This window comes from Bacillus sp. EB106-07-01-XG149, from assembly GCF_058791555.1.
Map to the genome: position 1 here is coordinate 333030 of NZ_JBYTDP010000004.1, position 14521 is coordinate 347550.

General features: G+C 34.7%; 18 protein-coding genes. 13 read left to right on the forward strand and 5 right to left on the reverse strand.

Annotation, left to right across the window (positions count from 1 at the left end):
* The first annotated feature begins 12 nt into the window (after positions 1-12).
* From AC3WTA_RS18710 to AC3WTA_RS18725, 4 genes are all read left to right on the forward strand, one after another.
* On the forward strand, positions 13-1206 hold the full coding sequence (locus AC3WTA_RS18710; protein WP_000417597.1) for an MFS transporter: 1194 nt from the start codon (positions 13-15) through the stop codon (positions 1204-1206).
* 122 nt (positions 1207-1328) lie between these two features.
* Positions 1329-2369 (forward strand): ROK family transcriptional regulator, encoded by a 1041-nt coding sequence (locus AC3WTA_RS18715; protein ID WP_000003032.1) that lies wholly within the window; start codon positions 1329-1331, stop codon positions 2367-2369.
* 45 nt (positions 2370-2414) lie between these two features.
* Positions 2415-2795, forward strand: a complete 381-nt coding sequence (locus AC3WTA_RS18720) for a VOC family protein (protein ID WP_000687559.1) — start codon at positions 2415-2417, stop codon at positions 2793-2795.
* 97 nt (positions 2796-2892) lie between these two features.
* A complete protein-coding gene (locus AC3WTA_RS18725; RefSeq protein ID WP_001288566.1) occupies positions 2893-3147 on the forward strand; it encodes a YbeF family protein in 255 nt (84 codons plus the stop codon).
* Between the two features lie 118 nt (positions 3148-3265).
* Here the strand turns inward: AC3WTA_RS18725 and AC3WTA_RS18730 are convergent, their stop codons facing one another.
* Positions 3266-3715, reverse strand: coding sequence for an NUDIX hydrolase (locus tag AC3WTA_RS18730; protein ID WP_000540474.1), 450 nt, complete (start codon positions 3713-3715; stop codon positions 3266-3268).
* A gap of 17 nt (positions 3716-3732) precedes the next feature.
* On the reverse strand, positions 3733-4572 hold the full coding sequence (locus AC3WTA_RS18735) for a DUF2785 domain-containing protein (protein WP_000355448.1): 840 nt from the start codon (positions 4570-4572) through the stop codon (positions 3733-3735).
* A 123-nt stretch (positions 4573-4695) separates the two neighbouring features.
* Here AC3WTA_RS18735 and AC3WTA_RS18740 point away from each other — a divergent pair, with 123 nt between their 5' ends.
* Positions 4696-5418, forward strand: a complete 723-nt coding sequence (locus AC3WTA_RS18740; RefSeq protein WP_098715471.1) for a GNAT family N-acetyltransferase — start codon at positions 4696-4698, stop codon at positions 5416-5418.
* Between the two features lie 168 nt (positions 5419-5586).
* Positions 5587-6609, forward strand: a complete 1023-nt coding sequence (locus tag AC3WTA_RS18745; RefSeq protein WP_064475865.1) for a tyrosine-protein phosphatase — start codon at positions 5587-5589, stop codon at positions 6607-6609.
* Between the two features lie 38 nt (positions 6610-6647).
* Here the strand turns inward: AC3WTA_RS18745 and AC3WTA_RS18750 are convergent, their stop codons facing one another.
* On the reverse strand, positions 6648-7073 hold the full coding sequence (locus AC3WTA_RS18750; protein ID WP_000464977.1) for a DUF1648 domain-containing protein: 426 nt from the start codon (positions 7071-7073) through the stop codon (positions 6648-6650).
* A gap of 320 nt (positions 7074-7393) precedes the next feature.
* Between AC3WTA_RS18750 and AC3WTA_RS18755 the strand changes: the two genes are divergently transcribed.
* Positions 7394-8104 carry a YjjG family noncanonical pyrimidine nucleotidase gene (locus AC3WTA_RS18755; RefSeq protein ID WP_000875925.1) on the forward strand — a complete coding sequence of 237 codons (711 nt, stop codon included), beginning with the start codon at positions 7394-7396 and terminating at the stop codon, positions 8102-8104.
* A 113-nt stretch (positions 8105-8217) separates the two neighbouring features.
* Positions 8218-9180, forward strand: coding sequence for a tubby C-terminal domain-like protein (locus tag AC3WTA_RS18760; protein ID WP_000955117.1), 963 nt, complete (start codon positions 8218-8220; stop codon positions 9178-9180).
* 68 nt (positions 9181-9248) lie between these two features.
* Here the strand turns inward: AC3WTA_RS18760 and AC3WTA_RS18765 are convergent, their stop codons facing one another.
* Both AC3WTA_RS18765 and AC3WTA_RS18770 read right to left on the reverse strand, forming a co-directional pair.
* Positions 9249-9449, reverse strand: coding sequence for a helix-turn-helix transcriptional regulator (locus AC3WTA_RS18765; RefSeq protein ID WP_492332962.1), 201 nt, complete (start codon positions 9447-9449; stop codon positions 9249-9251).
* Positions 9437-9796, reverse strand: coding sequence for a DUF3796 domain-containing protein (locus AC3WTA_RS18770; protein ID WP_000859218.1), 360 nt, complete (start codon positions 9794-9796; stop codon positions 9437-9439). The genes AC3WTA_RS18765 and AC3WTA_RS18770 overlap by 13 nt, the downstream gene beginning before the upstream one ends.
* 179 nt (positions 9797-9975) lie before the next feature.
* Between AC3WTA_RS18770 and AC3WTA_RS18775 the strand changes: the two genes are divergently transcribed.
* The 5 genes from AC3WTA_RS18775 (at position 9976) to AC3WTA_RS18795 (ending at position 14499) form a co-directional block, all read left to right on the forward strand.
* Positions 9976-10170 (forward strand): hypothetical protein, encoded by a 195-nt coding sequence (locus AC3WTA_RS18775; protein ID WP_000958866.1) that lies wholly within the window; start codon positions 9976-9978, stop codon positions 10168-10170.
* Between the two features lie 89 nt (positions 10171-10259).
* Positions 10260-10985 (forward strand): ABC transporter ATP-binding protein, encoded by a 726-nt coding sequence (locus tag AC3WTA_RS18780; RefSeq protein ID WP_000570198.1) that lies wholly within the window; start codon positions 10260-10262, stop codon positions 10983-10985.
* On the forward strand, positions 10978-12636 hold the full coding sequence (locus AC3WTA_RS18785; RefSeq protein ID WP_000036858.1) for a putative ABC transporter permease subunit: 1659 nt from the start codon (positions 10978-10980) through the stop codon (positions 12634-12636). The genes AC3WTA_RS18780 and AC3WTA_RS18785 overlap by 8 nt, the downstream gene beginning before the upstream one ends.
* Positions 12637-12692: 56 nt before the next feature.
* The gene (locus tag AC3WTA_RS18790; protein WP_000716962.1) at positions 12693-13451 is read left to right on the forward strand and encodes an SDR family oxidoreductase; all 759 of its coding nucleotides are present in this window, start codon (positions 12693-12695) and stop codon (positions 13449-13451) included.
* Between the two features lie 337 nt (positions 13452-13788).
* Positions 13789-14499, forward strand: a complete 711-nt coding sequence (locus tag AC3WTA_RS18795; protein ID WP_492332963.1) for a hypothetical protein — start codon at positions 13789-13791, stop codon at positions 14497-14499.
* The last annotated feature ends 22 nt before the right edge of the window (positions 14500-14521 follow it).

Sequence of the window (14521 nt, forward strand, 5' to 3'; positions counted from 1 at the left end):
AAGGTGTTTCATATGGAGAAATATAGTGCGGACAATCATACAAAGACATTACTTGCCTCTCGAAACGCTCTTTTTCTCTTATTTGCTTTGCCAGGTGTCGCGTTTGCTACATGGATTTCAAGAACAGCAGCTACTCGAGATATGTTAGCAGTGTCAAATGCAGAAATGGGCTGGATTTTGTTCGGACTATCTGTTGGTTCAATAATTGGTTTACTGAGTGCAAGCCGCTTCATTGACTGTAAGGGAGCTAGAGACGTTATTATAGGCAGTATGTTTTTTATGATTGTTGGATTGATTTGTTTAGGTATAAATATTTATTTTGTTTCTAGTATGGGGGCTTTTAGTAGCTTACTAGTATTTGGAGTAGGCTACGGATTGGCGGAAGTCGCATTGAATGTAGAAGGTTCTTCCATTGAGCAGAAATTAGGAACAACTCTTCTTCCGAAATTCCATGGCTTTTTTAGTGTAGGAACTTTAGTAGGCGCGCTCAGTGGTTCTGTCGCAGCGTCGCTTCACATCCCGATTCTGTATCAGTTTCTTGTGATTTCGGTCATGTTTCTATTACTTGTATGTATGGTGTATCGTTTTCTTCCGCATGGAACAGGAAAGAAGGAGAAATCGCGGAACAAAAGGAGAGAGAAGCGTACTTCCTTACGTATGGAAAAAAAGGTGCTTTTAATTGGTCTTTTTGTGCTTGGAATGGCATTTGCAGAAGGTAGTGCAAATGATTGGCTACCTATCGTGATGGTAGATGGACATGAGCAAAGTATAGTGGCAGGTTCTATTATGTACGCAATTTTTGTATTAGCAATGACGTTAACTCGTATGTGTAGCAGCTATTTCCTTGATCGATTCGGTCGTGTCGCTGTCGTACGTGCCACTATTATGATGGCGATTCTAGGAATTTCAATCGTAATATTTGGGAGTAATTCGTATTTTCTAGCATTTGGCGTAGTACTGTGGGGGATTGGTGCAGCGCTAGGGTTCCCAATTGGTCTGTCAGCTGCTGGAGATGACCGTGAAAACGCGACTTCTAATGTTGCTGCAGTTTCTATCATTGGTTATACAGCCTTTTTAGTCGGACCACCATTTTTAGGGATACTTGGGGAAGCATTCGGAATACGTAATGCCTTACTAGCTGTTTTATTATTTGTTCTTTTGTCTGGAATTGTATCGTCTATTACAAGAGAGAATACACCGAGCTAAATAAGGATTGCATGCAGCGGAAATATATCATCTCTATTGCTTTAGAAAATGATGTATGATATATTGTCAACGCAACTTATTAAAAGTGTTTAATAAGTATGTTGATTAAGGTGGTGAGCGATTTGAGTGAACAATTTGTTACTCAAAAATCGATTAAAGAGACGATCCTTCGCGGCATTCGTACGGCTCTTCTAGAGCAAGGAAGTGCGACGAAAGTTGAACTTAGTAATACATTAGAAATTAGTTTTCCAACGATAAGTAAATTTATAGAAAATATGAAACAAGATGGTGAAGTCACTTTAGTCGGTTTAGATGATTCAAGTGGCGGAAGAAGAGCGAAACGATATGCGTATAATCCGGAATATATGTTAGGATTAGCGATATTTTTAGAGAAAAATGAAACAAACTATACCATTTTTAACTGTTTAGGGGAAGTAAAAGAACAAGGAAGTACTTCAAGTGTATTAATTGATACTGGCGTAAATCTATTATCTAAACATATTGAAAGTCTTATAGCTACATTCCCGAAAATAAGCTCTATATCAATTGGTGTGCCTGGTTCGGTTGATAATGGTCGTATTTTTTATATACCTGGTTATGAAAAGTTCCAAAATTTTAATTTGAAAAATCATTTGGAGAATCTGTTTTCTATACCTGTAGTAATAGAAAATGATATGAATGCCGCAGTCCTTGGCTATTATAAAAATACTGGAAATAATGATAAATCATCTCTTGTATATTTGTATTCAGGTCAAAACGGCCCAGGGGCGGGAATTATGATAAATGGAGATGTGGTACGAGGGAGTACCTTTTTCTCAGGGGAGATATCTTTCGTTCCACAGTATGATAATAAAAACTTCTTACAATCTTTGAGAAGTGAAGATGCAGTAAGAGATTCAAATAATCCAGAGCAATATAATATAGATGCTATTACTCGTTTAATAGCTACATGTATAGCTATTATTAACCCGCATGCCTTTATCTTTTGTGATGATGAAGTGAACCAATTTGTAATAGATCAAATTGTAAAAACTTGTCCGAAGTACATTCCAGCGGAACATATTCCGAAAATAACAGTGAGCGATTGGAAAGAAGATTATTTATATGGATTAAAAAGCCTTGGACTTGATCTGATGATTATAAGAGCAAGCAAAGAAAATTAAATATCAAATTGTTGGTTGAATCCTGTGAAAGAAAAGGTGTCGATTATGAAAATTGAACATGTAGCAATTTGGGTAAATGATTTAGAAGGTATGCGTGATTTCTATAAACAGTACTTCGGTGGTGAAGAAAATAGCTTATATCACAATCCGAAAAAGCAGTTTGAATCTTATTTTATAACTTTTGAAGGTGGAGCGCGTCTAGAACTTATGAGGCAAGTAGGGATAGACGGTAATACACAAACACAAACAATAGGATATGCGCATATTGCTTTTTCTGTAGGTAGTAAAGAAAAAGTGAATGAATTAACCAATACATTAAGTGAAGCAGGGTATGCTGTGTTAAATGGCCCACGTACTACAGGGGATGGTTACTATGAAAGTGTAGTAAGTGACCTTGAAGGAAACCAGATTGAGATAACAATCTAACATTATATTTATTAATAACTGATAAAAAATAAAACTTTGTTGTTCCCCCAAATGTTTACGAGAAACCTATTATTATTTCAGAAAGGGGGACATAACAGTGAGTGAATTCATTTTTATTTTCTGTATATATCCATTGCTTATTTGTATTTTTTCAATAGCTGGGACATATAAATTAGGTGCATTTTATGTGATGCCAATGGTAATATTTCTTATTTTTCTTATGTTAAATGTTACATTGTATGATCCATCATTTTTCTTTTGGGTGGGCATGTATACTATTTTTTCATTCATTACTTCTTATATAACACTCTTATTTGTAAGGGGATATACAGCTGTAGAAAGTGAACGTTAATATCATTTGGTTATTTTTGGGGGAATAGGGATTTACGGTGAACGATAACAACCTCATTTCGCGTTATCATGACGGGAAATGAGGTTGTTTTATTTCTATATACACTATGTAATGTTTTTTAATTGGAGTGCTGAAACTCCTTAATAATTCTATCAATAACAGGAGGAAGATTACTAGGTAACGCATCTAGCGGAAAGAAGCGTAGTTCTTTCGATTCTGTTTGGTCGCATACAAGTTCACCATTGAATTCGCGGCAAATATAAACAACGAGTACACCGTGTACTTGATCGCCGTTTGGATAGATTTGAAAGAAATCTGGTCCTGAGTATGTACGGAATAGTTCTGGATTTTTGATGAAAAGTCCAGTTTCCTCATATACTTCTCGCTTTAAAGCGTCTTCTAACGTTTCGTTATATTCTAAGGCTCCGCCAATAATACCCCAGCGGTTAAAATCTGTACGGAGCTGCAGTAATATTTCATTGTTCTCATTTAATATAATGGCGTGTGAACCTATTAAAATAAGTGGATGATTTCCTACTAAATTTCTCATGTCTTCAATATAACCCATGTTATTTCTCCTTGCTTTTAATAATAGTTAGGAAGTTCTTTTAACATTCTTTCTGTTTTACGTGCTGTATAGGCTAAGTTATAATCATCTTTCGTTCTGAAAAATAATGTGCGTAAAAAGGTTTTAATGTTGGCACATAATATACAATACTCATTAAGTGAAAGGCGTTTTCTAATTTGAGGAAGCCTTTTTATTTTTTTATAAATAATTGAAATTAACTCATCTTGCGGAAAATCATGATATAGCATCGATAGTAACGGTGTAACAATTCGTTCATCTTCATTATTATGAAATAGATCCGATGGGATAAAAATTTTATTTAATAAACAATGAATTAATTCTTCATACCACTCAAAGGTCGTATAGGAATTGTGAACAATTTCAGTAAAGGCATCTGATACGTGGGCAAGACAATGAGCCCATCCTTTATTTTCAATATAGCCTCGAAAATCCGTTTCTAAGTTTGTATATGAAATGAGTTTGTTTTTTATTTCTTCAATGTCCTCCTCTGTGAAAAAGTAGTGCGAGTTAGCGAATTGGAGTATTAGCGCAATTAATGAAACAGTGTAAGAACGTGTGAAAACCCCATCTGTATGTGGGGAGTAAATGTCATAATATAAATACTCATCACTTAAACAAGTTTGTAGAAGTAATTTCAGTTGATCATCCATAAGGAATTCATGATGAATGAAATGTGCAAAACATTTATATATAAGTTGGTAACGAACGTAACTATCAGTTGTTCCGATATACTGAAGCATATTGAGCGTTAACTCATTCAAATCTATATGTTGCAGTTGCGTATAGTCATTTTGTTGTATAAGCTCTAACTGTTGTTGCAATGCTGTAATATCCAATGGAGAACCTCCTCCGCACTTTAAAGATGCAATGTTTTCTAGTATTCTATATATTCAAGGACAATCCTGCTCATGCAAGGAGAACAAGTAGAAATTCTAGTATGATATAGATGAGGGAAGTATATGATGACTATAGAACAGTTAGAAAAACATTTTAAAATAAGAAGAAATGCTTCTTCTATAATAATAAAAGAAAATAATGCAGAGCCTTTTACAGAAGAGAAATTAAAGGAAATCATGCAATATTGCGTTGCTGAGGCTGAAAAAGAGGGAATAGAAAACTTGCATTTTGAAATTTCTTCAAAAAGCCTAAATTATGATGTGTATAAGAAATGTTTCGAAACGTATTCATTTGAATATGCTACTGAAAACATGATTGTGTTTAAGGATATATATGAAGTAGAAGATGTAGAAAGTGATATTAATTTTAAGCTTATTGAAGAAGTAGGAGAAGAAGCTTTTTATTCTCTTTGGAACGAGATGACAGAAGAACAAGTCACTTATGATCAATTTGTAAATATGATGCTACAAGAAATTGGTGAGCAATGGAAAGAACATTGTTTAACAGCGAGTATCGATGAAGAGCCGATAGGGATTGTAATCCCGCATATTGAAAAGGGGACGTTAGAAGAAGGAAAACTAATGTATTTCGCAGTTGCTCCAAATATGCGAAATAAAGGGTATGAAGCAGCATTCTTTACAGGGGCAATGTTTGTCTTAAAAGAAATAGGTGCATCTTATTATATTGGCGAGACAAATGTACAAAATGAGTGGATGAAGGATGTTTTTGGGAAGAATGGATGTCAGCTGCTTAGTTCCACTGAGCGATATGTGAGGAAGTTTTAGGAGTACTATCTTGAACTTATTTAGCGGGAATCCGTGTACAACTTATGAACAAGTAAAAGAACTTCTTGCCTATTTGTAAGATAAAAAGAAAAATGAGAACGACAAAATAGATATTCCTATAATACAATAGAGAAAGATTCGATTATATGAGAAAGCGTTGGTGAAAGAATGGAGCAGCAAAGAAATTGGTTACAAGCAACTGTAGAAAGAAATGAAGACAATACGTTACATATAAAATGGGAAAATAATATAGAAGAAGTTCGCATTTATTGGAGTACTTCACCAGATCATATTGAAGAAACGGGAGAATTACTTGCAACGGTAAATGGAGAATCATCATGTACACTTGTAAACCCGAGTGAAAATGAGCGTCCATATTTTAGACTAGTTGGAAGTAATGGACAAGCAGTGACAGTAGCTGAGCGTAGATTACCATTAAAAGGCGCGTTTAACTTCCGTGATATGGGAGGATATGAAACGACTGAAGGTCGTAAAGTAAAATGGGGCAAGTTGTACCGTTCTGAAGAATTAGCAGGACTAACAGAGTGGGATATAGACTATTTACAAAAGTCTGGCTTAAAGTTAATTTGTGACTACCGTACAGACTTTGAAGTGAAGCATAAGCCGAATCCAAAAATTACAGGTGCTCGTCAAGTATGCTTACCAGTTATGCAAGACTTGGCGAAAGACTTGAACATAAATGAATTTTTCCAAGTTGGTGACCTTTCTATGTTAGGGAAACCAGGCGAGTACCTTGTGAAAATGAATCAAGATTTCGTAAGTGGTAATGAAGCATTCGTGAGCTTCTTAAACTTAGCGCAAAACCCAGAAAACTTACCGTTAGTAAACCACTGTACAGCTGGAAAAGACCGTACTGGATTCGGATCAGCACTATTATTACTTTTACTAGGTGTACCGGAAAAAACAGTAATGGAAGACTATTTACTAAGTAACGGTTTCCGTGAAAAGTTAAATGAAAAAATGATGGCCTTTTTAGGTGCAAAACTTCAAAACGATGAAAGTAGAGCGATATTAGGTGCGATGTTTGAAGCGCGCGCTGAATATTTACAAGCTGCGATTGATGAAGTGAAAAAGCAATACGATTCAGTTGAAGCGTATGCTGAAAAAGCACTTGGCTTTACGAAAGAGTCGTTAGAGGAAATGAAAGCATTATTGCTAGAAGATAAATAATGAGGAGGGAGGCTAATTGGATTAGCCTCCTGTTTCTATTATGAAATTTTTCGTTGCCTTATTATTCCTATTACAATTGGAATAACTGTACCAATTAACAATATCGGTAAAAATAATTTTCCAAAACCGCCGCTCCAATTTAAAGCGATTGAAATTGTTTCAAATTGGATGAAAGCAAAGATAAGTAAACAGACATTTTTTAATTGATTTAGCATTTTTCTACTATTCAAATAAAACTGCTTAGCATTTGATTCATTCAATCTTTGTGGGTAGTTATGAACTTCTGGAAACTTTTCTAAAGTTTGCATTAATAGGAGTATGAAAGCTCCTATTAATGGCAGAAGCAAAAGTTGCCACTTTGATCCCCAGCGATCTACATCCCCATATGCGTTATAATGTGCGGGTACTTCCTCGGGTAATCTTCCCCAAATAATAATCAAAAAAATGATTGATCCAAAGAACAATGAATATCCAATGATATCTCCAACCCATTCACTTTTTGTTTTTGGGATTTGTATTTTCGGTCTTCCCCATGAATTTACTATGTCTTTCCGCTCCTTTCTATTCCTGTATTACCTTTTTGAAAAATCGGATTCATTATCCGAATTATCTCAAATTTATAGTATTTTCACAATTAATTATTTTTGAATAACATGACCCGTGTACCTTAAACAACTTTAAGATTGCTGTACATCTAGGATTCGTAAAGGGAAAAAGTTCGACTTAAGAGAGAATTAATGAGAAAATACAAGTTGTAAATAACGTACTAGTTGAGGAGAGCATAATGAAATATAAAGTTATATTATTCGACGTAGATGATACATTATTAGATTTTCCTGAAACGGAAAGAAATGCTTTGCATAACGCGTTTCTACAGTTTGGTATGCCTACAGGGTATAATGATTATCTTGCAAGTTATAAAAAGATTAGTAATGGATTATGGAGAGATTTAGAAAATAAAATGATTACGCTAAGTGAATTAGCAGTAGATCGATTTAGACAATTATTTGCCGTTCATAATATAGAAGTAGATGCGCAGCAATTTAGTGATGTATACCTTGAAAACTTAGGAAAAGAAGTACATCTTATAGAAGGTGCAGTGCAATTATGTGAAAATTTACAAGATTGCAAGTTAGGTATTATTACGAATGGATATACGAAGGTGCAACAATCTAGAATCGGAAATTCGCCTTTATGTAATTTCTTTGATCATATTATTATTTCAGAAGAGGTTGGTCATCAAAAACCAGCACGTGAGATTTTTGATTATGCATTTGAGAAGTTTGGGATTACTGATAAATCAAGTGTATTAATCGTTGGAGATTCGCTAACTTCTGATATGAAAGGCGGAGAAGATTACGGCATTGATACGTGTTGGTATAATCCGAGTTTGAAAGAAAATATGACAGATGTTAAGCCGACTTATGAGGTGGAGAGTCTGCTACAAATTTTAGGAATTGTGGAAGTGGCGGAAGAAAAGGTAGTTTCATTTTAATCGTGTTGATATATTTTGAGTTACGGTAGATATATTGGAAAAATCGTCGATATAATTTGAGTTGCGTTCAATTTATAGGTACGATCGGTGTAATAACTAGAGGTGAGTGAAAGATGTTAACGTTTTTATTTGAGTTAGACAAGAGTATTCCGCAGAAGGATGAGCCACGGTATGCCGCTTATGCAAATGGCTTTATTGAAGGGGATTTAACAATTCGCGCGAGTGACAGCGTATTTTTTCAGAAGCCATGCATGAAGGTTGCAGAGCTTGGCATTTATTTAGGACAGTGGATGGAACAAGTGCAACATGGGCAGAAAGAACAATTGAATTATGAAACGAGTGACCGTGAGGAAGTAATTCTCGGATTCGTATATGAAGAGGAAGATCAGTGGAGAGTTTTTTCAAGTTGGCAACAATTTGAACTTCAAGAGCGTATATCAACTACAACATTAGTAGAGAGCGTTCAACACTATTTATATGAGCTAAATAAGGAACTGCGCGCGATAAAATATCCCGTTACGTTTGATCAGTACTTAAGAGGAGAGCGAATGATGCAGCTTTCTTACAAACGACTGTGTGATAGTAAAGCGGATACGACGTCGATAGAGGTTTACAATGAAAGCGAAAGAGTAGGCGCAGTACGGGGCTATTATAAAAATATGTTGATGAAAGTGCTAGACTTTATTCCGAAAGTCGGTAGTAATATCATTTATGAAATAAAGGATAGTAAGGACAACATTCGCGTCATTGCAAAGGATGTAAGTAGGCAGCGTCAAAGAAGGATTTTAGTAACGTACATCGATCATAATGATACAGAGCATGAAATACTTGTATGTGATGGAAAGTTATTAGATGCCAATTTCTTATTTACCTTTACATATAAGAGAGAAGAATATGTTGTTCACAAAACTTCAATTGGGCTTGGAAAGTTATTACGAAACGGTTATGTAATCGCAGATTGGAATATTCGTCTTGAGGAAGATATGTATTCTATCGAGATGGATGTATATGATGAAGATTATATAGAGGATCAATACTTACTGTTAGGCGTATTTCATGCTGTTTTGTATGGGTGATAAAAGAGAAGTACCGGTATTCTTCATGGGAAGGATGCCGGTATTTTTATGTAATTCTATGTCCTTAATTAATCCTCAAAAATAAAAATCTCATCAATTGTACTATGAAGTGCTTTCGCAATGTCGTGAGCAAGTTGTAAGGAAGGATTATATTTTCCTTTTTCGAGATGGCTAATTGTTTCACGGCGTACACTAACACTTTTCGCTAAATCTTCTTGTGTCATGTTCAATTTGGCGCGGTATTCTTTTATTTTCGTTATGAACGCCATGGCGCATCTTCCATTTCATCAACAGGTTTATCATAAAAGAACATAGAGAAGCCGAACGTAAGAATGAGTGTGCTGAAAATAAGAGCGATATCAATCTCTTGTAGTGTAGGGTTTGGAAATAACATTTCAATAAACATAATGATAGCGGTCGTTAGTAATGTAACGATAAAGGCATTGCGGCACGATTTATTGACGATTTGTTCAAACAGTTCATCGTGTTGAACTGTTCTATACGATGTGAAAAAGGAGAAGAAACAGAACATAGTAAATAATCCTTTTTCGTAAAAAAAGCCAAGGAAACCGAAGAAACCGAGAAATCCTAAATATTTTATCCAAGTTGTTTTCATGGTAGGTCCTCCTTGCAATGTTAGAAATAATTCACGTTATGTTATAAATATATCACATGTGGAAATGTAAAGTAATAATAGTTTTCCAATTCTTTTCATAATAATAGTAAAAAGAGGAAATATACTGCGAAATAAAGAGGATAATATTGTAAAATGGTTGTAAGGAGGGGGAGAAAGGAATGCTAACTTGGATCATGATCGTTGTATTACTTGTAGTGATTACTGTAGTGGCAACGGTGTTAATTGGGCGGAATGGTGATGCGAATTATAGTAAAGCGACAAAAGGGAATATTAAACGGCTGACGATGATCTATATTTTACTAGCTGTCGTTTTAATCGTTGGATTAGGCGTGTATATTTATTTTAAAGGTTAAAAAAACTGAAAAAATATAAAAATCTAAAAATAGAAGTATGCTATAATATTGATATAGTTATTTGGTAATTAAGGAAAGGATTGGATGGAATGATTGAAATTACGAATGTGTCAAAAAGTTATAATGGGTCTACCTATGCAGTAAAAGATTTAAGTTTATCTGTGCCTAGCGGAGAAATTTTTGGATTTTTAGGGCCAAATGGTGCGGGGAAATCAACGACAATTAAGATGATTACTGGTATTCATGGAGTGGACAAAGGGACGATTACGATTAACGGTAAAGATATTATGAAAAATCCGATGGAAGCGAAAAAGACGTTTGGTTATGTTCCAGATAGCCCAGATATGTTTTTGCGATTAAAGGGAATTGAATATTTAAACTTTATGGCAGATATGTATGAAGTGCCGAAAGAAGTACGACAAGAGCGAATCGAGTCTTTAGCGAAGAAATTTGATCTTTACAATGCGTTATCGGATCAAATTCAAAGTTACTCGCACGGTATGAGACAAAAAATCGTTATTATTGGTGTGCTCGTGCATGAGCCAGATGTATGGATTTTAGATGAACCGTTAACGGGGCTTGATCCGAAATCCGCATATATTTTAAAAGAAATGATGAGAGAACATGCGGATAAAGGAAAGATTGTATTTTTCTCTACACACGTATTAGAGGTGGCAGAAAAAATATGTGACCGCGTCGCGATTATTAATAAGGGAAAACTTCAGTTTAAAGGGAATTTAGGTGAAATGAGAGATCATTTTAAATCCAATGAATCACTTGAAAAAATGTTCTTGGAGATGACGGGCAATGAGTAAAATTTGGACGTTAACGAAAGTATTATTAAAATTAAATTATGCAGATTTTATAACAGATAAGAAGAAGCGATGGGCGTATGTATTTTCATTTGCAGCCATTTTATTTGTTGGCTTTTTAATATTTGGTTCGATGACGCACGGATTGTATGAAGGGATGAAACATTTAGGGCAAGACCCAGGAATGATTATCGCAATGGGACTTGCGATTGCGAGTATATGGGTATTTTTAATGAGTATAACGAACATTTTAACTGTATTTTACTATAGTAATGACATTGAAATGTTATTGCCGTTACCATTGAAGCCAGCGCAGATTATTTCGGCAAAGTTTTTAACGGTATTAATTACACAATACGTAATGAGTTCATTTATTTTATTACCAATCTTTATTACGTACGGGTTAAAAAGTAGTGCATTTATTACATATTACATATACATGATTTTTATTTACTTACTCTTCCCGATTGTGCCGTTAGTATTAGCTTCATTACTAATGACAGTTATTATGAGGTATACAAATATAGCGAAAAATAAAGATCGAGGCAATATATTTATTGGAATCGTAAGTATACTATTTATTGTAGGAATTAATGTGTTTTTACAGTGGAAAAATAAAAGTTCGTTTTCTGAAGATGCACTTACGAATTATCTTGCGAACAACGAATCTTCTCTTCTAGTACAAATGACAAATTATTTTCCAACTACATATTTTGGGGCAGTGGCATTAGTAGAAAATGCAAATTGGAAGGGTCCTTTATACGTAATCATCTTTGCACTTATTTCATTTGTATTTTTTGTGTTGTTTTATTACATTGCAGAGCGTACATATTTAAAAGGGGTTATTGGACTTTCAACGAGTACAGCAAAAAAAGAGGTCATTTCAGCAGAAGGCTTACAGAAATCAACGGTACAAAGTTCACATTTGAAAGCGTATGTGAAAAAAGAATTTAAAACGTTATTCCGTACACCACAATTTTTCTTAAATTGTATCGTACAAACTTTTGTTATGCCGATTATGTTATTCTTTGTTTTATTCGTGCAAGATGGGAATTTAAAGTGGATCACAGGGTATATTGATAATCCAAAATCAGCAGGACTTGCAATTGGCGTTGGTCTTTGTGCATCGTTATTTTTAATGGGAAGTAACGTCATCGCAACAACGTCATTTTCACGAGATGGAAGTTCATGGTTTGTGAATCGATATTTACCAGTAAAAGCTTCGGATATCTTTTTTGCGAAAGCAATCACTGCTTGGTTAATTAATGTAATTATTTTAGCGGTATTCGGTATTACGATGGCAGTTGTAGCAGGGATTTCTCCTGTGTTCATGTTACTGTGGTTTTTACTAAGTGCGAACGGGTTATTGTTAATTAATTTAATCGGTACACGTTGGGATGCACAAACTGCAGATATACATTGGGATACAGAGCAGAAATTATTTAAGAGCCGATATACAACTTTGTGGAATTTTTTAGCTAATATTTTTATAGCTTTAGTTATTGTTGCGGGAGTAAGTTTATTATACTTCTTCCTTCAAGTAGGACTATGGGTTATGTTTATCGTTTTATTTGTAATGTTTACGATTGTAAATTATATCTTCATTAAAATTTTAAAATTAGGTGCAGAACGCATATTGTCAAATATTGAATAAAAAGATAGATCCTCTGTATTCGTGCAGGGGATTTATCCATAGATGGAGGAGAAAAGGTGAAGAAAATAGCAATTGTAACAGGGGCAACTCGTCTGAATGGAATTGGTGCAGCTGTATGCAAGGTGCTTGCTCAAGAAGGGATAGACATTTTTTTCACGTACTGGTCTCAGTATGATAAAGCGATGCCGTGGGGAATGCATGACAAAGAACCCTTTTTGTTGAAAGAGGAGATTGAAAGTTTAGGTGTTCGCTGTGAAATGGCAGAAATCAATTTATCGCAGTCGTATTCACCAAATCGTTTGTTTTATATGGCCTCAGAACGTTTAGGTGATCCATCTATTTTAATTAATAATGCAGCGTATGCTGCTCATACGAGAATTGAAGAATTAAATGTAGAACAGTTAGATAAACATTATACAGTGAATGTTCGCGCTACTATGTTATTAAGTTCATTATTTATAAAACATTATGCACTGAAAACGAGTGGCAGTATTATTAATCTTACTTCAGGACAGTCATTAGGTCCGATGCCAGATGAATTAGCATACGCAGCAACGAAAGGAGCAATTGAAGCATTTACAAAATCAGTAGCACCAGTTGCGATGGAGAAGGGGATTACAGTGAATGCAGTTGATCCAGGGCCGACGAATACAGGATGGATTACAGAGGAGCTGAAGCATCATTTAGCATGGAAGTTCCCGCAAGGTAAAGTAGGAGAACCGTCAGATGCAGCGCGCTTAATTTCTTTTTTAGTAAGTGAAGAAGCAAAATGGATTACGGGGCAAGTCATTCATTCGAATGGTGGTTACTCATAAATATATTATGTTAACAATTGTTGAGAAACAAAAAATGAAAGAAAATTTTATTTTTTTGTATAAATAAAATGTCAAGAAAGATAAAAATTTGATAGGAGAGTATATCGTCATATGAAGATAGTAATTCTTCATGTGACAATATACTCTTTTTCTTTTACTACAGAGAAGAAAAATGAAGTAGAAGAAACTCGAATATTCAAATTGGTTTATCAGTTTTTGTACGTATTATTATGAAGATTACTGTCGGAAAGATGGTAATTCGTATGAAAAGGGATTTTTTAAGGGGAAATCGAATCGTAAAGGGGAGGATAAATAAAGTAAACATAGGGGGATTTATATGAAAATGAAAAAGGTCGCTATCGCATCGATAACAATTGGTACAATGCTTACTATGGCAGCTTGTAGTCCTTCAGCAGAGAAAGAGACAGAAAAGAAAGAACAAGTAACAGCGCAAAATGAAGGAGAAGCAAAAACGACAAGTGTAGATGAGACGTCAAAAACAACGAAAGATACTGAAAAAGATACAAATACTTCTTCAAATGAAAAAACAGATAAAGATGCAAAAAATACGAAAGAATCATCAGGAACAGAAAGTAACGGTAAAACGTCATCTCAAAATGAGAATGTGAAAACAAAAGAAAAAGAGACGACAGGAAAAACGAATGACGAAACGGCTAGCGGAAAAACGACAGATCAAAGTACAAGTACAAACTCAAACGGAAAAACAACGAAAGATCCGAAGAAAAGCGTAGCTGTGAAAACAAATGTTAAAGAAGTTGCTGCATTAATTGAAAGCTTAGACAAGCAATTAGCTGCAAACCCTAAATTAGAAACAGTAAATAAACTTGGAAAACAAATTAATGAAAAGTGGGATGTGATTGAGAAAGAGTTAGAAGCATCTCACCCAGCTGAATATAAAACAATTGGACAAAGTATGTATCCGTTAATTGTAGGAGCAGAGAAAGAAAAGATAGATATTAATAAAATGAAGTCATTAACGACGAAAACGAAAAAAGATTTAAATCAGTTATTAACGAAACTTTCGTAGTTTCAAAAGCCTACTGTGGAAG

Bases quoted from the DNA above. Each gene is read 5' to 3' on its own strand.
- AC3WTA_RS18760 (WP_000955117.1), top strand. From the start codon at position 8,218: ATGTTAACGTTTTTATTTGAGTTAGACAAGAGTATTCCGCAGAAGGAT.
- AC3WTA_RS18710 (WP_000417597.1), top strand. From the start codon at position 13: ATGGAGAAATATAGTGCGGACAATCATACAAAGACATTACTTGCCTCT.
- AC3WTA_RS18770 (WP_000859218.1), bottom strand. From the start codon at position 9,796: ATGAAAACAACTTGGATAAAATATTTAGGATTTCTCGGTTTCTTCGGT.
- AC3WTA_RS18730 (WP_000540474.1), bottom strand. From the start codon at position 3,715: ATGGGTTATATTGAAGACATGAGAAATTTAGTAGGAAATCATCCACTT.
- AC3WTA_RS18775 (WP_000958866.1), top strand. From the start codon at position 9,976: ATGCTAACTTGGATCATGATCGTTGTATTACTTGTAGTGATTACTGTA.
- AC3WTA_RS18765 (WP_492332962.1), bottom strand. From the start codon at position 9,449: ATGGCGTTCATAACGAAAATAAAAGAATACCGCGCCAAATTGAACATG.
- AC3WTA_RS18740 (WP_098715471.1), top strand. From the start codon at position 4,696: ATGATGACTATAGAACAGTTAGAAAAACATTTTAAAATAAGAAGAAAT.
- AC3WTA_RS18780 (WP_000570198.1), top strand. From the start codon at position 10,260: ATGATTGAAATTACGAATGTGTCAAAAAGTTATAATGGGTCTACCTAT.
- AC3WTA_RS18755 (WP_000875925.1), top strand. From the start codon at position 7,394: ATGAAATATAAAGTTATATTATTCGACGTAGATGATACATTATTAGAT.
- AC3WTA_RS18720 (WP_000687559.1), top strand. From the start codon at position 2,415: ATGAAAATTGAACATGTAGCAATTTGGGTAAATGATTTAGAAGGTATG.
- AC3WTA_RS18795 (WP_492332963.1), top strand. From the start codon at position 13,789: ATGAAAATGAAAAAGGTCGCTATCGCATCGATAACAATTGGTACAATG.
- AC3WTA_RS18785 (WP_000036858.1), top strand. From the start codon at position 10,978: ATGAGTAAAATTTGGACGTTAACGAAAGTATTATTAAAATTAAATTAT.
- AC3WTA_RS18745 (WP_064475865.1), top strand. From the start codon at position 5,587: ATGGAGCAGCAAAGAAATTGGTTACAAGCAACTGTAGAAAGAAATGAA.